The following is an 18,114-nucleotide window of genomic DNA, read 5'->3' on the forward strand; positions in this document are numbered from 1 at the left end:
CCCCATCAATGTGGACATCACAACGGGCCCCGCCGCGGTGAAATGCTTTGCCACGGCCCGGAACTCCGCCCGCAGGCTGCGGTGCCGCGCAGTCCGACCACCACCGGCAAGATCGAGCGGCTGCACCGCAGCATGCGGGCGGAGTTCCGGGCCGTGGCAAAGCATTTCACCTCGGCGGGGCCCGTTGTGATGTCCACATTGATGGGGATCTATTGCGGTTCGCTCTGAACAGGGGCACTCACCGGTTGTATTACTTCGGTTGATACCTGCCATTTCGTCTTCGGCTGATGCCTGAGAGTTGTTTCGGATCATGCTTGACAACTTGTTCCATTAGCTGTGAGGGCAGATCGGGGGCGGCACCCTATCGTCTCACGCGGCCGACTGACACCCCGACACCGGCACTTCAGACACGTCAATTCCCAGGCCTGCAAACCCAACCTGACCTGTTATCAGCCGCTCTTGACACAGAGGGGCGTCACTCACCGTCCATGAGGGAGATCAGCGAGGCGGAGCAGAGGTATCAGGCCGTTTTGGCGGTCAGGGTGATGGGCTGTCGATTCACGTGTCGATTCACGTGCCGGTTCACGTGTCGGTTCACGGGGGGTGTTCAGTAGACAGATCCAGAATGTCACTACTTTATAAATCGCCTGTGGGAGGGCACAAAGACATGCCGAACGCGAAACTGCCCCTACAGACCTAGGTATGACATCAACTCGTCAGAGCAACCCACGTCTTCCTCGCATAGCGTTCGACACCTGTCTGCGTTTGTTTCGCACCACGGCGTCTCGCCAGCGGCAGTCGCGTTCACAAAGTCTTTGCTGAGCCTTATCGCTGTGACTCGTTTTGCCTTGTCTTGTGCACCTTCGGGTGAAGTCACCGAATTGCCGGGATGTCCTGAGGCTGCGCTCGGAGCACTGCAGTTCAGGTCGACCTGAATTGTGCGGGTTGTGCTATTCGTTCGGGACCCCGTGATGATGCACTCTTCGGTTGGCAGATACTCCCCAATCCGAGACGTGATCCTCAGATTGACACTGCGGCCATCCAGCCGATCAGACAATTGTTGGTAGGTCATGCCCTCGTACTCGTTAACGGCGCCTGCCACACCCGGGCTAGTAGCCGTCACGGCGATGACGGCGCTGCATAGCGCGCCGATACCTCGACTCGCCCAGGACTTCTTCACAGTAAAAGCTTCTTTCCGAGTGTAGACCTGTCCAAATCATACCGCGCCCCGTCAAGACCGCACCAAGCCGCAGAAACATCGTCGCCGCCCCCACCAAACTTGAATGTCACCGCCCGACACAGATATATTGATGCAACCACGAGGTACAGATACCGGAGGACCCATGTCCCAGGAGTTGAGCAATCTCGAACTGCTGCGCGAGCTCGAGCCCGTCGCCGAGAAGCTGATCAACCGCCACATGTCGATGACCAAGGAGTGGAACCCCCACGACTACATCCCGTGGCAGGAGGGCAAGAACTACTACGCCCTGGGCGGCCAGGACTGGGATCCCGATCAGGCCAAGCTCTCCGAGGTGGCCCGCACCGCCCTGGTGCAGAACCTGCTGACCGAGGACAACCTGCCGGCCTACCACCGCGAGATCGCGATGAACTTCTCCATGGACGGGCCCTGGGGCTACTGGGTCAACCGGTGGACCGCCGAGGAGAACCGCCACGGCATCTCCATCCGCGACTACCTGGTGGTGACCCGCAACGCCGACCCGGTCGAGCTCGAGGAGTTGCGGGTCGAGCAGATGACCCGCGGCTTCTCCCCCGGCCAGAACCAGCAGGGCGACCTGTTCGCCGACACCCTGTTCGACTCGGTGATGTACGTCAGCTTCCAGGAGCTGGCCACCCGGGTCTCGCACCGCAACACCGGCAAGGCCTGCAACGACCCGGTCGCCGAGCAGCTGCTGGCGCGGATCTCCAACGACGAGAACCTGCACATGATCTTCTACCGCGACGTCAGCGCCGCCGGCCTGGACATCGCCCCCAACATGGCGATGGAGTCGCTCTACCGGATCCTGAAGAACTTCAAGATGCCCGGCTTCACCGTGCCCGAGTTCCGCCGCAAGGCCGTCGTGATCGCGATGGGCGGGGTCTACGACCCGCGCATCCACCTCGACGACGTGGTGATGCCGGTGCTGAAGAAGTGGCGGATCTTCGAGCGCGAGGACTTCACCGGCGAGGGCGCCCGGCTGCGCGACGAACTCGGCACGCTCATCTCCGAACTCGAGGAGACCTGCGTGAAGTTCGAGGAGGCCAAGGAGCGCAAGCTCGAGCGCGACGCCAAGCTCGCCGAGAAACGCGCCGCGAAGGCCGCACTGGCTGGGGCGGCCACATAACCGCGGCACCACAGCACCGGTCGACCGGGCTGCGGATCGGGTCGCTGGCCCTCCGCAGCCCGGTTGTCTTGGCGCCCATGGCCGGGGTGACCAACGTGGCCTTCCGGACCCTGTGCCGCGAACTGGAGATCGCCAGGGCCGGCACCGTCAGCGGGCTCTACGTCTGCGAGATGGTCACCGCCCGCGCCCTCGTCGAGCGCCACCCCGTCACCGTCCACATGACGACGTTCGGACCCGACGAGTCGCCGCGCTCACTGCAGCTCTACACCGTCGACCCGGCCACCACCTACCAGGCGGCCAGGATGATCGTCGACGAGGACCTCGCCGATCACATCGACATCAACTTCGGCTGCCCGGTGCCCAAGATCACCCGGCGCGGCGGCGGGGCCGCCCTGCCCTACAAACGCCGTCTCTTCGGCCGGATCGTCGCCGCCGCCGTCCGCGCCGCCGAGGGCACGGCCATCCCGGTGACGGTGAAGTTCCGGATCGGCATCGACGACGACCACCACACCTTCCTCGACGCGGGCCGGATCGCCGAGCAGGAGGGCGCCGCGGCCGTCGCGCTGCACGCCCGGACCGCCGCACAGCGCTACTCGGGCTCGGCCGACTGGAGCAGCATCGGCGAACTCAAGCAGGCCGTGACCTCGATCCCGGTGCTGGGCAACGGCGACATATTCGAAGCCGCCGACGCCTGCGCCATGATGGCCGCCACCGGCTGCGACGGCGTGGTCATCGGCCGCGGCTGCCTGGGCCGGCCCTGGCTGTTCGCCGAACTGTCGGCGGCCTTCAACGGCATCCACCCGCCGGCCCCGCCGACCCTCGGCGAGGTGGCCGACATCATCCGCCGGCACGCCACCCTGCTGGCGGAGCACTTCGGCCAGGACAAGGGCATGCGCGACCTCCGCAAGCACATCGCCTGGTATCTGCACGGCTTCCCGGCCGGCTCCGACCTGCGCCGCGCACTGGCCCTGGTGCACAGCTACGACGAACTCGACCGCCTGCTGGGTCAGTTGGACCCCGCCGTCCCCTTCCCGCCCGCCGGCCGGGGGCCCCGGGGCAGGCAGGGCTCGGCCGCCGCGGTCAGCCTTCCCGAGGGGTGGCTGGACGACCCCGAGGACTGCACCGTGCCGGCCGGCGCCGACCTGATGAATTCCGGTGGCTGAATCGAGACCCCGATGTCACCATCCTGCGCACCAACGGGGCTAGCAGCCTCTCAGGTTGGGTCAGTAGCATCACGAATCGGCCGTGACCCAGGTCCTGAACCGGAAGTGAGCGCGACGGCGCGCCGACAAAACCCACGTAAGCCGGAGGCTGGTAGATGAGTGACGGCGGGGACGCCACTCCGGACCGGGACGGCGACGAGGACCGGCAGCGCGGCCGGGCGCCGTGGGAACGCACCCGGGCCCGCTCCAGGCCCACCGGAACCCACAGCGAGGGCATCGCCGTCGCCGACCTGATCGCGAGGGTCACCGGCAGCAGCCGGGTCAGCCCGGTCACCCGGCGCAGCGTGGACGTCACCGCCGCCGCCGAGGACGCCACCGTCCCGATCGCCGTCCCCGACGAGATCCCCGATCTGGCGAGACTGGCGCGGACCCGTCCGCCGGCGGCGGACCACCGCGGTGCGGCGCCACCACCGCCGCCGGCGACCGGTGCCCTCCCGCCGGTGGCGCCCGGCCCCCGCCGGCGCCCGGCGCTGCTGTTGGCCCGCGCCGTCGCCGCACTGATCGCCGTCGCCGCGCTGGCCGTCACCGGCGCGGCCTGGCAGTGGCAGTCCGCCAAGAACAAACTGCTCAACACCATCGCGGCGCTGGACCCGAACTCCAGCGACATCCGCGACCCCAACGCCCAGTCCGGCGACGAGAACTTCCTGATCGTCGGCGTCGACAGCCGGCTGGGCGCCAACGGCGAGATGGGCGCCGGCGACACCAGCTACGTGGAAGGCGCCCGCTCGGACACCATCATGCTGGTCAACATCCCGGCCAACCGCAAACGGGTGGTCGCGGTGTCCTTCCCCCGCGACCTGGCCATCACCCCGATGAACTGCCAGGCCTGGGACCCCGAAACCGGCAAGTACGGACCGGTGTATGACCGCAACACCGGCGAGTGGAGCGACAACGAAAGGCCCACCACCACCAAGCTCAATTCCGCCTACGCGCTGGGTGGTCCCAAGTGCCTAGTGAAGGTGATCCAGAAGATCTCCGGGCTGGCCATCAACCGGTTCATGGCGGTCGACTTCGCCGGGTTCGAGCGGATGGTCGACGCCGTCGGCGGGGTCGAGGTGTGCAGCACGACTCCTCTGGAGGACGCCGAGTTGGGCACGGTGCTGGCGACGGCGGGACGCCAGAAACTGGACGGCCACACCGCGCTGAACTATGTGCGGGCCCGTTCGATCGCCACCGAGGACAACGGCGACTACGGCCGCATCAAGCGTCAGCAGCTGTTCCTGTCCTCGCTGCTGCGTTCGATGATCTCCTCGGAGACCCTGTTCGACATCGACCGGCTCGACGAGGTGGTCAACACCTTCATCGACGACAGCTTCGTCGACAACGTGCAGACCCGCGATCTGGTCCGGCTCGGGCAGTCGCTGCAGGGCATCAACGCCGGCCGGATCACCTTCGTCACCATCCCGACGACCGGGAAGGCCGACGAGGAGGGCAACGAGATCCCCCGCACCGAGGACGTGCGGGCACTGTTCGACGCGATCATCGACGACAGTGCCCTGCCCGGCGAGAACGACCTGAACGAGACCCTGGTGCCGCGACCGACGACCACCCGCACCACTGCCAGCGGCACCGCCGAGGAGTCGACGTCCAGCGAGGCAACGGCCGATGAGTCGACCGCCACCGAAACCATCGACACCACCGTGACCACCACCGAACAGGTCAAGGCGGTGGCGGCCGACCCTCGCGACGTCACCGTCCAGGTGGCCAACGCCACCGACATCGGCGGCCTGGCCACCACCGCCACCGACGAATTCGACAGCTACGGATTCGACGTGTGGGAGCCGGACTACCAGTCGGACTGGAGCAGCGTCACCACGACCACCGTCTACTACTCGCTGGGCAACGAACAGGCCGCCGCCACGGTGGCCGCCACCTTGCCGGGAGCGCGCATCGAGCGGATCAGCGGCCTGGGCGAGCTGGTTCAGGTCGTGCTCGGCCCGGACTTCTCCTCGGTGAAGTATCCGCAGGCCAGCGGAACCTCCCTGAGCATCGACGTCATCCACGCCGGCGGAAGCACTCCCACCAAGCTCCCGTCGGACCTCACCGTGATCAACGGCGCGGACGTTCGCTGCGAGTAGCCGGGATTCACCGCCCGTCGGACCGCCCGCAGGGACCCGCCGCCGATCCGCAAGTAGGCTTGCCTGATGCGCACCGCGTATCACGAGAAGCTGGATGCACTCAACGCCGAGCTGGCGGAGATGTGCCGGCTGGCCGGGATCGCCATGGAACGCGCGACCCAGGCCCTGCTTCAGGCCGATCTGGTTCTTGCCGAGCAGGTGATCGGCGACCACGAGCAGATCACCCAGACCAGCGCGCGGGCCGAGGAGACGGCGTTCGTGCTGCTGGCGTTGCAGGCCCCGGTGGCCGGGGACCTGCGGGCGATCGTCAGTTCCATTCAGATCGTCGCCGATGTGGAGCGCATGGGTGCGCTGGCCCTGCACGTCGCCAAGATCGCGCGTCGGCGCCATCCCCAGCACGCCCTGCCCGAGGAGGTCAACGGCTACTTCGCCGAGATGGGCCGGCTTGCGGTCGATCTGGCCACCAGCGCCCGCGACGTGCTGCTGTCGCGGGATCCCGAGGAGGCCAAGCGAATCCGCGAGGACGACGACGCGATGGACGACCTGCACCGGCATCTGTTCAGCGTGATGATGGACCGCGAATGGAAGCACGGTGTTGCCGCCGCGGTCGACGTGACGTTACTGGGCCGGTTCTACGAGCGCTTCGCCGACCATGCCGTGGAGATCTCCCGGCGGGTGATATTCCAGGTGACCGGGCAACTGCCCGCCGAGGAAGAGGTCGCCGAATCGGTTGCGGCTCAGCCGAACCTGCCCGAGATGTAGTCCTCGGTCGCCTTCTGGCCGGGGTTGGAGAAGATCTTCCCGGTGTCGTCGACCTCGATCAGCCGTCCGGGCTTGCCCGCCGCCTCCAGGTTGAAGAACGCGGTCTGGTCACTGACCCGGGCGGCCTGCTGCATGTTGTGGGTCACGATGACGATGGTGAAGTCGCGCTTCAACTCCGAGATGAGATCCTCGATGGCCAGCGTCGAGATCGGGTCCAGCGCCGAGCACGGCTCGTCCATCAGCAGCACGTCGGGTTGCACGGCGATCGCGCGGGCGATGCACAGCCGCTGCTGCTGACCGCCGGAGAGCCCGCCACCGGGTTTTTCCAGGCGGTCCTTGACCTCGTTCCAGAGATTGGCACTGCGCAGCGAACGCTCGGCGGTCTCGTCCAGGAGTTTGCGGTTGCGCACCCCCTGCAGTCGCAGTCCGGCGACGACGTTGTCCCGAACGGACATGGTGGGGAAGGGATTCGGCCGCTGGAAAACCATGCCGATGGTCTTGCGCACCGCCACCGGGTCGACGCCGGGACGGTAGATGTCCTCGCCGTCGAGCAGCACCGAGCCCTCGACGCGGGCACCCGGGATCACCTCGTGCATCCGGTTGAGCGTGCGCAACACGGTGGACTTGCCACAGCCGGAGGGACCGATGAAAGCCGTGACGCTGCGCGGCGGAACCGCCAGGGTCACATCGGCGACGGCGTGAAAAGACCCGTAGTAGATGTCGACGTTCTTGAGGTCCAGACGTTTGGCCATGAGCGGTTTATCAACCCTTCTTCGGGGCGAACAGGCGGGCGAGAAGGCGCGCACCGACGTTGAGCACCGCGATGAGCAGGATGAGGGTCAGTGCCGCACCCCACAACCGGTCGGTCGGTACCGGGTTGGCGCCGGCGCCGGCGGAGGTCTGGTCGTACATCATTCCGGGCAGCGAACCCATGAAGCCCCGGAACATGTCGAAGTTCATCGCCTGGGAGTACCCGACCAGGATCAGCAGCGGCGCGGTCTCCCCCATCACCCGCGCCAGCGCGAGCATGATCCCGGTGGCGATTCCCGACAGCGCGGTCGGTATGACGATCCGGACGATCGTCTTCCACTTGGGCACGCCCAGCGCGTAACTGGCCTCCCGAAGGTCCATCGGGACGATGCGCAGCATCTCCTCGGTGGCACGCACGATGACCGGGATCATCAGCAGCACCAGGGCGAGTGACACCGCCAGGGCAGAACGCCCGAATCCCAGGGTCGCCACCCACAGCGCGTAGACGAACAGCGCCGCCACGATCGAAGGCACACCGGTGAGGATGTCGACCATGAATGTGGTGAGCCTGCCGAGCCTGGTCCCGCCGCCGTACTCGACCAGATAGATGCCGACGAAGACGCCGACCGGGATGGAGATCGCCGCGCAGACCAGGCCTTGCAGCAGGGTGCCGACCAACGCGTGATACATGCCGCCGCCGGCGGCGAACGCCGTCATCCCGGCCTGCGAGTTGGTCCACCAGGCCGGTTCGAGGAGCAGTTTGAGACCCTTGCTCACCACCGAGTAGAGCACCCAGACCAGCGGCACCAGTGCGACCAGAACGGTCAGCGTGACCGTCACCGAGGCGACGCGGTCGACCACCTTGCGCCGGAGGCTGACGGCCTGGAACACCGGCGGTTCGGCCGTGCGCTCGACTGCGGTGTTCAACGCTCGGCCCTGCCAGCCACCGCGGCCCGGGCGGCCGAGTTCACCACGAAGGTGAGAACGAACAGCACCAGCCCGGCGGCGATATAGGCGCCCGCCTTGTACTGATCGTTGAATTCGGCTGCGGCCGAGGCGATCTTGCTGGCGAATGTGTAACCGCCGTCGAACAGCGACCATCCGAAGGCCTTCTGCGTTCCGCGCAGGATGATCAGCAGTGCGATCGTCTCCCCGAGCGCCCGGCCCAGACCGAGCATCGCGCCGCTGATATAGCCCGACATCCCGAAGGGCAGCACGGTGGTCTTCACCACCTCCCAACGGGTGGCCCCCAGCGCCAGCGCCGCCTCGATCTGCCCGCGCGGGGTCTGGATGAACACCTCCCGCGCGACGGCGGTGATGATCGGCAGGATCATCACCGCCAGGACGATCCCGGCGGTGAAGATGGTGCCACCGCCGGCCACTGAGGCGTTTCCGGTACTGAACAGGAAAAGCCCGCCGAGGTGCCCGTTGAACCACAGCGCCAGCGGCTTGATCGCCGGGGCCAGCACGTAGAGTCCCCACACCCCGTAGATGATCGAGGGCACCGCCGCCAGCAGGTCGACCATGTAGCCCAGGGGGCCGGCCAGCCGGCGCGGGGCGTACTGGGTCAGGAAGATGGCGATGCCCAATGCGACCGGCATGGCGAGGACGAGCGCGAACAGCGACACGAATACCGTCACCTGGAGCAGTTCGAGCACACCGAACCGCATGTGGGCGGTGTCGGTGGTCATCCAGTTACCGCCGTAGGTAAGGAAATTCACGTCGTTTCGCGCCAGGGCCGGCACGGCCCGCCACACCAGGAACAGCCCGATCGCGGCGATCAGGGTGATGATCAGGACGCCGGAACCCTCGGCCAGCCCACGGAACACCCGGTCTCCCAGGCGCGTCCATCGCCCCGACGAATCGGTGGAAAGCGCCGATGACTCCGGAATCGGCAACGCGACCACAGCACCCGAGCCCCTCTCCAGCGGGTTGGGCTCTGTGGTCACCTCCGCCCCCTCTCTGACCGGTCGCCGCATGTTCACACCGCTCAGGCGATCGCACCCACCGCGGTGAGCAGCCGCTGCTTGAACGCGTCGGGCAGGGCGATGTACCCGGCGGCCGACAGTCCCGTCTGGCCGTCGTTGGCGGCGACCGTCAGGAACGACTTGACTGCGGCCACGGTGTCGGCGTCGTAGCCCTTGGAACAGACGATCTCATAGGTCGCCAGCACCAGGGGATAGGCCCCGGCGGCGGTGGTCCCGTAGATCGAGTTCAGGTCCAGTGCCAGGTCGTTGCCGTCGGCGGCGAACTTCGCCCCCTCGATGGCTGTGCGCGCGGTGTCGTCGGTGAGCTCCACCGGGCCGGAGCCGGTGTCGATCCGGGCGGCCGGGAGTCCGGCCTGGGTGGCGAACCCCTTCTCGACGTACCCGATCGCCCCGGGGGTGGCCTGCACGGCCTGCACCACCCCGGCCGACTTCTGCGCGCCCTCTCCGGCGCCGCCCTGGAATTCCTTGCCCGCACCCTGGGTCCAGGTCTGCGGGGCGGCGGTGCCGAGGTACTTCTGGAAGTTGTCGGTCGTGCCCGAGGAGTCCGAGCGGTAGACCGGCACGATCTTGGTGTCCGGCAGGGCGGCGCCCTCGTTCAGCGCGACGATGGCAGGGTCGTTCCAGGTGGTGATGACACCGGTGAAGACCTTGGCCAGCACGTCGGCGTTGACGGTGAGCCTGTCGACCCCGGGCAGGTTGTAGGCCAGCGCGACGGGGCCGAACACCAGCGGCAGATTCCAGGCCGGGTTTCCCGCGCACCGTTTGGCGGCCTCGGCCGGCTGGTCCTTCGACAGCGGCGAGTCCGAACCGGCGAAGTCGACCTGACCGGCGATGAACTGGTTGACACCGGCACCCGATCCGGTCGGGTTGTACGCCAGGTTCTTGCCCGGGCACTTCTGGCCCCAGACCTGACCGAAGACGGCGATGGCGTTCTGCTGGGCAGTCGAGCCCTCCGCGCTCAGCGAGTTCTTGCCGCCGCAGTCCGCCCCGGCTGCGGGCTGCGGCGAGGAGGCCGCTTCCGTCGACGACGAGGGCGTGGCGTTGTTGTCGCTGCCGCACGCGGTGAGCGCCGCGATCGAGGCCGCGATCGCGACGGCCTTGCCGAAATTGGTCATGAGCCTGCTTCCTGTCGGGGAACTCCTGGTTCGCTGCCGGAAGGTATGCCGACGGAGTGGCCGAATTGGGGATGGACGGTTAACGCAGGGTGAACAGCTGCGGGTCTGCCGGGGCGTATGCGGTGTCGATGCCGGCCGGGGAGAAACCGAGTGCCCGGTAGGTACTGATCGCGGCGGCGTTGTCCGATTCCACGTAGAGCATCACCTCGCGCAGGCCCGGCAGGCCGGCCAGATGGCCGAGACCACGCAGGGTCAGCGCCCGGCCGAGCCCGCGCCCCTGGGCCGCCGGATCCACACCGAGCACGTAGACCTCGCCGACCCCGTCGTCGTGCACCTTCGTCCAGTGGAACCCGCACAGGGCTCCGCTGCCCTCGTCGTAGGCCAGAAACAGCCCGGCGGGGTCGAACCACGGTTCGGCCAGTCGCCGGGCGATGTCGGCGCGGGTCCAGCCGCCCTGCTCGGGATGCCAGGAGAAGGCGGCGTTGTTGACCCGCAGCAGTTCAGGGTCATCGGAGCTACCGGCATAGGTGCGAATCGAAATCCCCTGCGGGACAACGCATGCGGGGACACCGGTAAGCGGACGTCTCATCTGGCGCAGCTCGCGGACAGCACGGAGCGACAGCGAGGCGGCAAGGGCGCGGGCGGCCGGAAGGGTGCCGTGCGACCAGAACCGAACCTCCGGGCCGCCGCGCTCGACGGCCGCGCGCACCATCGCGGTCCCGATTCCGCGGCGGCGCGCGGACGGGTGCACGACCAGTTCGGCGGTCTCACCGGCGAGGTGGAGATACCCGACGATCTCCCCGGCGGGGTCGAACACCAGCAGGTGGCCGGGACCAGTCTCGCCGAGATCCCGCAGCACCCTCTCCCCGACCGGGCACACCCCGTCGGCGGACTCGGCAGCGGCGATGAGCGCCGCGACGCCGTCCCGTTCGGCGTGCGAGAGGATGCTCCGCCAGTGCGGAACCGTCACTGACCGCGCAGCGACGCCGACATCTCGGCGTCGCTGCCGGTCTCGGCGCCGTCGCCGCCGTCGAGCTCGTCCTCGGCCGAGGCCGGCCGGCCGCGGGCCGGGCGGACCGCCTTGTAGCCGACGTTGCGGACGGTGCCGATCAGGGCCTCGTATTCCGGCCCCAGCTTCGCCCGCAGCCGGCGCACGTGCACGTCGACCGTGCGGGTGCCGCCGAAGAAGTCGTAGCCCCATACCTCCTGGAGCAGCTGGGCGCGGGTGAACACCCGCCCGGCATGCTGGGCGAGGTACTTGAGCAGCTCGAACTCCTTGTAGGTCAGGTCAAGCGGCCGGCCGCGCAGCCGCGCGGTGTAGGTGCCCTCGTCGATCACCAGCTCGCCCAGGTTGACCTTCCCGGCGCTCTCCTGATTGGCCAGTCCGCCGCGGCGGCCCGCCAGCAGCCGCAGCCGGGCGTCGATCTCGGCCGGCCCGGTGCCCGGGAGCAGGATTTCGTCGATGCCCCAGTCGACGTTGACCGCGACCAGACCGCCCTCGTTGACCACCGCGACCACCGGCACCGCCGCACCGGTGGTGCCCAGCAGCCGGCACAGTCCGCGCGCGGCCGCCAGGTCGGCGCGGGCATCGACGATGGCCACGTCGGCCGAGCCCGCCTCCAGCAGCGAGGCCACCTCGGTCGGCGCCGAGCGCACGGTGTGCGCGAGCAGCGCCAACGACGGTAGGACCGACTCCGGGTCCGGGTCGGCGGTCAGCAGTAGCAGGTCCAACGAAACTCTCCTGGTTTGCGCTCACTCTAACCCGCGACCTGCTGTTTCGCCGATTCGGGCGAGGCGGGTGGACGGTGGGCCAGAATGGCCGGGTGCGAAAGCTGATCACCGCGGGCGGCGCCTCGGTCCTCGCCCTGACCCTCGCGGCGGTCGGCGCGGACTTCGGCGCGGCCATCTACGCCGAGTACCACCTCTCCCGCCACGTCCGCTCGGCAGCCGGCCTGGACTTCGACCCCTGGGTGGCCATCCTGGGCTTCCCGTTCATCCCGCAGGCGGTTCGCCATCGCTACGACGAGTTGGAGATCAAGGCCGGCGGAGTCGATCATCCGGTCGTGGGCACGGTCACGCTGGAGGCCACCATGCACGACATCGGCCTGACCGATGCGTCCTGGCTGATGCGGCCGGACGCCGATCTGCCGATGAGCATGCTGGAAAGCCGGATCATCATCGACTCCCGGCACCTGGGGGCGTTCATCGGGATCAAGGACCTCAACGTGCAGCCTCCCGCCGAGGACACCGATGACCCCACCGGCGGCACCACCGAATCCGGCATCTCGGGCAGCCAGGGCCTGGTTCTGACCGGCACCCCGAAGAAGGCCGGCTTCGACAAACTGGTCAGTGTGACCGTCGACCTGTCCATCGCCGGCCCGGACCGGACCACCCTGGTGTTCACCCCCACCGCCATCGTCACCGGCCCCAACACCGCGGACCAGGCGGTGCCCGAGGACAAGCGCGCAGCCGTGCTCGGCGCCTTCGGGGCCACGATTCCCGGCCAGAGGCTGCCGTTCGGGCTCGCTCCGACCGCCGAGGGCGCCCGCGGCTCGGACATCATCATCGAGGGCATCGCCGAGGACGTCACGGTGCGCCTGGGAGGTTTCCGCCAGACATGAGTGCCGCCGTCACCGCCGGAGCGGCCATCGCGGCCGCGCTGGGACTGGCCGCCGTGGCCGGAGCGCTGCACAACCGGCGCGCCGGGACCCTGCGTGACACCGGGCACCCCGAGGACCTGCACACCGCCGACCTGGGCCTGTCCGATACCGGGCCGACGATCGTGCACTTCACCGCAGCCTGGTGCGGCCCCTGTGCCGCGGTGCGGCGAGTGATCAAGCAGGTCTGCGCGGACCTGCCGCAGGTGGCGCACGTGGAGATCGACATGGACGCCGACCCCGCCGCCGCGCGCCGGTTATCGGTGCTTTCCCTGCCCACCACCTTCATCTTCGACGCCGACGGACGTCAGCTGTACCGATCCGCCGGGGTTCCCAGGGCGGCGGATCTGAAGTCGGCCCTCGAACCCCTGTTGACCTGAGACCCCTGTTTACCTGAGACGTTGACCTGAGACGTTGACCTGACTGCCCCCTCTATGGGTACGATGGCCGACGTGCAGTCCCGCCTCGAGCAGATGCTCACCAAGCGCCGCGCAGTCGATCTGTGCCGCATCGCGGGTTGTTGCTGTTGTTGCCGTAGCTGCTGAGTAGCCGCGGTCTCCCCTCGCGTCATCGCGTCTTCTCTCGGCAGTACCCCCGTGGTCTGTCCCGGTCAGCCATACCCAGCAACAGGAGTTCGTCCATGTCGATCACCATCGAGCGCCCCGCCGTAGACCAGGTGGACGTGCGCGGTCCCCGCTTCGCCGCGTGGGTCACCACTGCGGTGCTCGTCGCCGCACTGGCCGCCTCGGCCGTCAGCGACACCGCCGCGGCGCTGATCCTCACCGCCCAGGCCGCCGTCTTCGCGATCGGCGCGCTGCGCGGGCCCCGCAGCCACCCCTACGGCCTGGTCTTCAGCCGGCTGATCGCCCCCCGCCTCGGGCCGGCCAGCGAGCGTGAACCCGCGCAGCCGCTGCGATTCGCCCAGGCCGTGGGTCTGATCTTCGCCCTGACCGCGGTCGCGGGGTTCCTCGCCGGCGCGCCACTGGCCGGTGTGATCGCAACCGCCTTCGCGTTGGCGGCCGCGTTCCTCAACGCGGCGTTCGGCATCTGTCTGGGCTGTCAGATTTACCCGCTGGTCACCCGGTGGCGCCGCAGCCCCAATGCCGCCTGACAACTTAATCGCCCAGAAGTCGTTGACAGACAAGCCTTTTGATACCCAGACCACAAAGCGAAACTCAAACCATAAAGACCAACGCGAGCCCTTACGGGCCCTGATCCAATCGGGACGATAATGACCATCACCTACAACCCCAGTCAATCCCACACCCGGCCCGCCGACATCGATCTGAAGAAGGAGACGGTGATCACCGGTCGGGTCGTCGACGACTCCGGTCAGTCGGTCGGCGGCGCCTTCGTCAGCCTGCTCGACGACGAGCAGGAGTTCACCGCGGAGGTCGTCACCTCGGTGACCGGTGGCTTCCGGTTCTTCGCGGCACCCGGCACCTGGACCGTGCGGGCGCTGTCGAACACCGGCCACGGTGCGGTCACCGTGATCCCCACCGGGGCAGGTCTGCACGAGGTGGACGTCAAGGTCGCCTGAGCGGGGCCGCGCAGCGATAGACTCGACCCGTGGTGCTGTTCTTCGAGATCCTGCTGGTGGTTTCGGTGTTCGTGATCACCTGGTTCGCGCTGTACGCGGTCTACCGCCTGATCACTGACGATTCGTGAGCACCGAGGACGTCAAAGGCAGCGGCGATCGCGCCGTTGCCGCCGCCGCCGAGCGCGCCAAACACACCGCCGCGCGCAACATCCCGGTATTCGAGGACATCCCGGTAGCCGACACCGCCAACCTGCGACTCGGCGCCGATCTCAGCGACGCGCTGCTGGCGCTGCTGCCACTCGTCGGCGTGTGGCGGGGTGAGGGCGAGGGCCGCGGGCCGCACGGCGACTACCGCTTCGGCCAGCAGATCGTCGTCTCCCACGACGGCGGGGACTATCTGAACTGGGAGGCGCGTTCCTGGCGGCTCGACGACGAGGGCGGCTACCACAGCGCCGGCCTTCGCGAGACCGGCTTCTGGCGCTTCGTTCAAGACCCGGCCGACCCCGGCGAGTCGCAGGCCATCGAACTGCTGCTGGCGCACTCCTCCGGTTACGTCGAGTTGTTCTACGGCCATCCCCGAAACCAGTCGTCGTGGGAGCTGGTGACCGACGCGCTCGCCCGCAGCAAGTCCGGTGTGCTCGTCGGCGGGGCCAAACGCCTCTACGGCATCGTCGACGACGGTGACCTCGCCTACGTCGAGGAGCGGGTGGACGCCGACGGCGGGCTGGTGCCGCACCTGTCCGCCCGGCTCTCGAGGCACGTCGGATGACGCGCCGGCTAACCGCAGTCCGGGCATCGGCGGTGCTCCTTGCGGGGGCGTTGCAGCTGGCCGCCTGCGCGGGCAAGCAGGAACCCTCGCAACCCTCCGGCACCGACTCACCGCCGCCGGCCGCGCACGGCTCGCTTGCCGAGTGCCTCACGTCGCACGGGGTGAGCGAATCCGGCGGTCCCGCAGTCGTTCTCGGGCCGCCGGCCGGAGTCGATCCGGGCACCTGGGACCGGGCCATGAAGGCGTGCTCCACGTTGGCGCCCGGCCCCGCCGGGCCCTGATCAAGTTTTTCCGGCCACTCACCCGCACTCGGTTCTAGGCTGGTCACCATGCCTCGCATGTCCAGCGTGGACGCTGCGTTTTGGTTCGCCGAGACGGAGTCCTGGCACATGCACATCGGCGCCCTGGCGATCTGCGACCCGGCCGGCGCGCCCGACTTCTCCTTCGACAACATCCGCCGGATCGTCGGGGAGCGGCTGCCCGAACTTCCCCAGCTGCGCTACCGCGTCTCCGAGAGCCCGTTCGGCCTGGACCGGCCCTGGTATCTCGACGACGCCCGGCCCGACCTGGACTTCCACATCCGTCACATCGCGCTGCCCGCCCCGGGTGGCCGCGCGGAACTCGACGAGCTGGTCTCTCGGCTGTGGTCCTACAAACTGGACCGGTCGAAACCGTTGTGGGAGATGTGGTTCATCGAAGGGCTCCAGGGCGGCCGGGTCGCCCTGCTGACCAAGATCCATCACTGTCTGGTCGACGGGGTCTCCGGCGCCGGTGTCAGCGAGATCCTCTTCGACCTGGCGCCCGAACCACGGCCGCCGGCGTTGCCGGTGGAGGAGCCCCGCCGGCTGCCCGCGCTGCCGCGAGCCGAGCTGCGACTGCTCGGCGCCGCGGTCAACCTGGCCGTCATGACGCCGTACCGCATCCTGCGCCTGATCGACCAGACCGTGCGCCAGCAGCTGGCCACCCGCGACATCCCGGAGAAGCCGCCCGGCTACTTCGCCGCTCCGGCCACCCGGTTCAACGGCCCGATCTCCCAGCAGCGCCGGTTCAGCGCGACCAGGGTGCCGCTGGCGCGGGTCAAGGCGGTCAAGGACGCCTACGGCGTGAAGGTGAACGACGTCGTGCTGGCCCTGGTGGCCGGCGCGCTGCGGTCCTACCTCGACCGCAGCGGTGAACTTCCGGACCGTCCGCTGATCGCCCAGGTTCCGGTCTCCACCCGCACCGATCCGACCGCGGTCGGCAACGCGATCAGTTCGATGACGGTCAGCCTGCCGACCGACGTCGCCAGTCCCGCCGTGCGTATCGGGTCCGTCTACAAGGTGACCCAGGCAGCCAAGCAGATGGCCGAGGCGATGACCGCGCACCAGATCATGGGACTGACCGAGACCACCCCGCCGGGTCTGTTCCGGCTGGCCGCCCGCGCCTTCACCGCCAGCCGGCTGGGCGAGAACGTGCCTCCGATCAACCTGGTGGTGTCCAACGTTCCCGGGCCGCCCGTCCCGCTGTACGCCGCCGGTGCGGTGGTCGAGGAGTTCACCCCGATCGGACCGCTGCTGATGGACGTGGGGCTGAACGTGACCTGCTTCAGCTACCGGGACTGGATGGACTTCGGGTTCGTCACCACACCGGAGATGGCCGCCGACATCCGCGATCTGGCCGACGGGATCGAACCCGCCCTGGCCGAGTTGGAGAAGGCGGCGGGCCGGCCGCGCCGGCGCGCCCGCAAATGAACCGCGCTGCAAACATGGAACGGCCCCCGAACCGTGGTTCCCGGACGGACTCGCCGGGGGTTCGGGGGCCGGGTAGCTGCCTGGAATTCGCCGGCGCGTTGACGTACGCGGGTGATTCCGGCACCTGACGCTGCTAGCGGGCAGCCACCTCACATGTCCAAACGGTACTCAATTTCCGGACCACCTCCTTTCCTGTGTACGGCCGACGGTACCGGCTTTCGACAAGGCGTGCCAAGGGTGTTCCGCGGCCTGCGCCGCCCGGTCAGCGATCGCTGAGGATGGCGCGCTCGATCAGACCGGCCACCTCGGCCCGCAGCGGCGCAGGTGGCAGCGGACGCCCGTCGAGGGTGTGCACACGCGCACCCAGGGTGATGCTGGACACCAGCCAGACCCCCTGCGCGGCAAAGAGATCCGCCGGCCGCAGCGCCTCGTAGTCGCAGTCGAAGCCGTTGGTGCGGGCCACGTCGAACAGCGCCTGCTGGGTGGTCCCGCGCAGGATCGGATACCACGGCGGCGGCGTCAGCAGGCAGGGCCGGCCGTCCGAGCCGGGGGTCGCTATCACGACCGTGGAACGGGGCCCCTCCAGAATGTGCCCGTCGGAGCTGACGAACACCACGTCGTCGACACCGCGGCGGGCGCCTTCCCGGGCCGCGGCCATGTTCACCGCGTAGGACAGTGTCTTGGCGCCGGCCAGCAGCCAGGGCATCGCCTCCACACCGGTGGTGGGCAGCCCGCGGTCCAGACTCGCCGCCGACACCCCGTCTTTCCGCGCCGCATGCACCCGTTGCGGCAGCGCATTGATGGTCAGATAGGCGGTCGGCTCCGATCCGCTCTCCCGGCCGCGGCTATACACCAGTCGCAGGACACCCTCGTCGGTCGTCCGCTCCGACCAGCGTGTCACCGCGACGTCGACGGCACGGCGCCAGGCGGACGGGTCGGGCGCGGGCAGGTCGAGCATCGCGGCGGAGTGGGCCAGCCGCCGCAGGTGCGACTGGAGCAGGCAGGCGCCGCCGTCGCGCACCAGCAGTGTTTCGAAGACCCCGTCGCCGCGCACGGCGGCCAGGTCGTCGGCGAACAGCAGCGGCCGCGCCGGGTCGTGTTCGGTTCCGTCGACGGTGACGAGCACGCTGGCCTGGCCGGACATGGGCCCAGAGCCTACT

19 protein-coding genes and 1 pseudogene are annotated in these 18,114 nt (G+C 68.5%); 13 read left to right on the plus strand and 7 right to left on the minus strand.

Going from position 1 to position 18,114, the window contains the following annotated elements:
• The 5 genes and pseudogenes from ACKOQ4_RS07315 to phoU all read left to right on the plus strand — a co-directional run.
• Positions 1–228: pseudogene (locus ACKOQ4_RS07315) on the plus strand (hypothetical protein); the annotation flags it as partial.
• Positions 229–1,343: 1,115 nt separating this feature from the next.
• Positions 1,344–2,342, plus strand: a complete 999-nt coding sequence (locus ACKOQ4_RS07320; protein WP_526290341.1) for an acyl-ACP desaturase — start codon at positions 1,344–1,346, stop codon at positions 2,340–2,342.
• Positions 2,339–3,505: a tRNA dihydrouridine synthase DusB gene (gene dusB / locus ACKOQ4_RS07325; protein ID WP_526290375.1), complete on the plus strand. Its 1,167-nt coding sequence runs from the start codon at positions 2,339–2,341 to the stop codon at positions 3,503–3,505. Before ACKOQ4_RS07320 ends, dusB begins: the two co-directional genes overlap by 4 nt.
• 155 nt (positions 3,506–3,660) lie before the next feature.
• On the plus strand, positions 3,661–5,643 hold the full coding sequence (locus ACKOQ4_RS07330; RefSeq protein ID WP_526290343.1) for an LCP family protein: 1,983 nt from the start codon (positions 3,661–3,663) through the stop codon (positions 5,641–5,643).
• A 66-nt stretch (positions 5,644–5,709) separates the two neighbouring features.
• Entirely contained in the window at positions 5,710–6,405 is a 696-nt protein-coding gene (phoU, locus tag ACKOQ4_RS07335) for a phosphate signaling complex protein PhoU (RefSeq protein ID WP_526290345.1), read from the plus strand.
• Here phoU and pstB read toward each other — a convergent pair.
• From pstB to ACKOQ4_RS07365, 6 genes are all read right to left on the minus strand, one after another.
• A complete protein-coding gene (gene pstB, locus ACKOQ4_RS07340) occupies positions 6,381–7,157 on the minus strand; it encodes a phosphate ABC transporter ATP-binding protein PstB (RefSeq protein WP_526290347.1) in 777 nt (258 codons plus the stop codon). The genes phoU and pstB overlap by 25 nt on opposite strands.
• Positions 7,158–7,167: 10 nt before the next feature.
• Positions 7,168–8,082, minus strand: coding sequence for a phosphate ABC transporter permease PstA (gene pstA / locus ACKOQ4_RS07345; protein WP_526290349.1), 915 nt, complete (start codon positions 8,080–8,082; stop codon positions 7,168–7,170).
• Positions 8,079–9,134: a phosphate ABC transporter permease subunit PstC gene (gene pstC, locus ACKOQ4_RS07350; RefSeq protein ID WP_526290351.1), complete on the minus strand. Its 1,056-nt coding sequence runs from the start codon at positions 9,132–9,134 to the stop codon at positions 8,079–8,081. Before pstC ends, pstA begins: the two co-directional genes overlap by 4 nt.
• Positions 9,135–9,145: 11 nt before the next feature.
• Positions 9,146–10,258: a phosphate ABC transporter substrate-binding protein PstS gene (gene pstS / locus ACKOQ4_RS07355; RefSeq protein WP_526290353.1), complete on the minus strand. Its 1,113-nt coding sequence runs from the start codon at positions 10,256–10,258 to the stop codon at positions 9,146–9,148.
• A 79-nt stretch (positions 10,259–10,337) separates the two neighbouring features.
• Positions 10,338–11,228: a mycothiol synthase gene (gene mshD / locus ACKOQ4_RS07360; protein WP_526290355.1), complete on the minus strand. Its 891-nt coding sequence runs from the start codon at positions 11,226–11,228 to the stop codon at positions 10,338–10,340.
• Positions 11,225–11,989, minus strand: a complete 765-nt coding sequence (locus ACKOQ4_RS07365) for a winged helix-turn-helix domain-containing protein (RefSeq protein WP_526290357.1) — start codon at positions 11,987–11,989, stop codon at positions 11,225–11,227. The genes mshD and ACKOQ4_RS07365 overlap by 4 nt, the downstream gene beginning before the upstream one ends.
• Positions 11,990–12,063: 74 nt before the next feature.
• Here ACKOQ4_RS07365 and lmeA point away from each other — a divergent pair, with 74 nt between their 5' ends.
• From lmeA to ACKOQ4_RS07405, 8 genes are all read left to right on the plus strand, one after another.
• Positions 12,064–12,879: a mannan chain length control protein LmeA gene (gene lmeA / locus ACKOQ4_RS07370; RefSeq protein ID WP_526290359.1), complete on the plus strand. Its 816-nt coding sequence runs from the start codon at positions 12,064–12,066 to the stop codon at positions 12,877–12,879.
• Positions 12,876–13,295: a thioredoxin family protein gene (locus tag ACKOQ4_RS07375; RefSeq protein WP_526290361.1), complete on the plus strand. Its 420-nt coding sequence runs from the start codon at positions 12,876–12,878 to the stop codon at positions 13,293–13,295. Before lmeA ends, ACKOQ4_RS07375 begins: the two co-directional genes overlap by 4 nt.
• Before the next feature lie 63 nt (positions 13,296–13,358).
• The gene (locus ACKOQ4_RS07380; RefSeq protein ID WP_526290363.1) at positions 13,359–13,460 is read left to right on the plus strand and encodes an Ms5788A family Cys-rich leader peptide; all 102 of its coding nucleotides are present in this window, start codon (positions 13,359–13,361) and stop codon (positions 13,458–13,460) included.
• 95 nt (positions 13,461–13,555) lie between these two features.
• Positions 13,556–14,026: a DUF4395 family protein gene (locus tag ACKOQ4_RS07385; RefSeq protein WP_526290365.1), complete on the plus strand. Its 471-nt coding sequence runs from the start codon at positions 13,556–13,558 to the stop codon at positions 14,024–14,026.
• Between the two features lie 120 nt (positions 14,027–14,146).
• Entirely contained in the window at positions 14,147–14,455 is a 309-nt protein-coding gene (locus ACKOQ4_RS07390; RefSeq protein ID WP_526290367.1) for a DUF1416 domain-containing protein, read from the plus strand.
• Positions 14,456–14,579: 124 nt separating this feature from the next.
• Positions 14,580–15,224 carry a nitrobindin family protein gene (locus ACKOQ4_RS07395; RefSeq protein WP_526290369.1) on the plus strand — a complete coding sequence of 215 codons (645 nt, stop codon included), beginning with the start codon at positions 14,580–14,582 and terminating at the stop codon, positions 15,222–15,224.
• Entirely contained in the window at positions 15,221–15,505 is a 285-nt protein-coding gene (locus ACKOQ4_RS07400) for a hypothetical protein (protein ID WP_526290371.1), read from the plus strand. The genes ACKOQ4_RS07395 and ACKOQ4_RS07400 overlap by 4 nt, the downstream gene beginning before the upstream one ends.
• Before the next feature lie 48 nt (positions 15,506–15,553).
• Positions 15,554–16,954: a WS/DGAT/MGAT family O-acyltransferase gene (locus tag ACKOQ4_RS07405; protein ID WP_526290373.1), complete on the plus strand. Its 1,401-nt coding sequence runs from the start codon at positions 15,554–15,556 to the stop codon at positions 16,952–16,954.
• A 262-nt stretch (positions 16,955–17,216) separates the two neighbouring features.
• Here the strand turns inward: ACKOQ4_RS07405 and ACKOQ4_RS07410 are convergent, their stop codons facing one another.
• A complete protein-coding gene (locus tag ACKOQ4_RS07410; RefSeq protein ID WP_526290377.1) occupies positions 17,217–18,080 on the minus strand; it encodes an aminodeoxychorismate lyase in 864 nt (287 codons plus the stop codon).
• Positions 18,081–18,114: the final 34 nt, after the last annotated feature.

This window comes from Mycobacterium sp. (assembly GCF_046095365.1).
Lineage (GTDB): Bacteria > Actinomycetota > Actinomycetes > Mycobacteriales > Mycobacteriaceae > Mycobacterium.

What these genes read in the sequence shown, in the direction of transcription:
- ACKOQ4_RS07320 (WP_526290341.1), top strand. Translation starts at nt 1,344, where the DNA reads ATGTCCCAGGAGTTGAGCAATCTCGAACTGCTGCGCGAGCTCGAGCCC.
- ACKOQ4_RS07330 (WP_526290343.1), top strand. Translation starts at nt 3,661, where the DNA reads ATGAGTGACGGCGGGGACGCCACTCCGGACCGGGACGGCGACGAGGAC.
- phoU (WP_526290345.1), top strand. Translation starts at nt 5,710, where the DNA reads ATGCGCACCGCGTATCACGAGAAGCTGGATGCACTCAACGCCGAGCTG.
- pstB (WP_526290347.1), bottom strand. Translation starts at nt 7,157, where the DNA reads ATGGCCAAACGTCTGGACCTCAAGAACGTCGACATCTACTACGGGTCT.
- pstC (WP_526290351.1), bottom strand. Translation starts at nt 9,134, where the DNA reads ATGCGGCGACCGGTCAGAGAGGGGGCGGAGGTGACCACAGAGCCCAAC.
- pstS (WP_526290353.1), bottom strand. Translation starts at nt 10,258, where the DNA reads ATGACCAATTTCGGCAAGGCCGTCGCGATCGCGGCCTCGATCGCGGCG.
- ACKOQ4_RS07375 (WP_526290361.1), top strand. Translation starts at nt 12,876, where the DNA reads ATGAGTGCCGCCGTCACCGCCGGAGCGGCCATCGCGGCCGCGCTGGGA.
- ACKOQ4_RS07380 (WP_526290363.1), top strand. Translation starts at nt 13,359, where the DNA reads ATGGCCGACGTGCAGTCCCGCCTCGAGCAGATGCTCACCAAGCGCCGC.
- ACKOQ4_RS07385 (WP_526290365.1), top strand. Translation starts at nt 13,556, where the DNA reads ATGTCGATCACCATCGAGCGCCCCGCCGTAGACCAGGTGGACGTGCGC.
- ACKOQ4_RS07390 (WP_526290367.1), top strand. Translation starts at nt 14,147, where the DNA reads ATGACCATCACCTACAACCCCAGTCAATCCCACACCCGGCCCGCCGAC.
- ACKOQ4_RS07400 (WP_526290371.1), top strand. Translation starts at nt 15,221, where the DNA reads ATGACGCGCCGGCTAACCGCAGTCCGGGCATCGGCGGTGCTCCTTGCG.
- ACKOQ4_RS07405 (WP_526290373.1), top strand. Translation starts at nt 15,554, where the DNA reads ATGCCTCGCATGTCCAGCGTGGACGCTGCGTTTTGGTTCGCCGAGACG.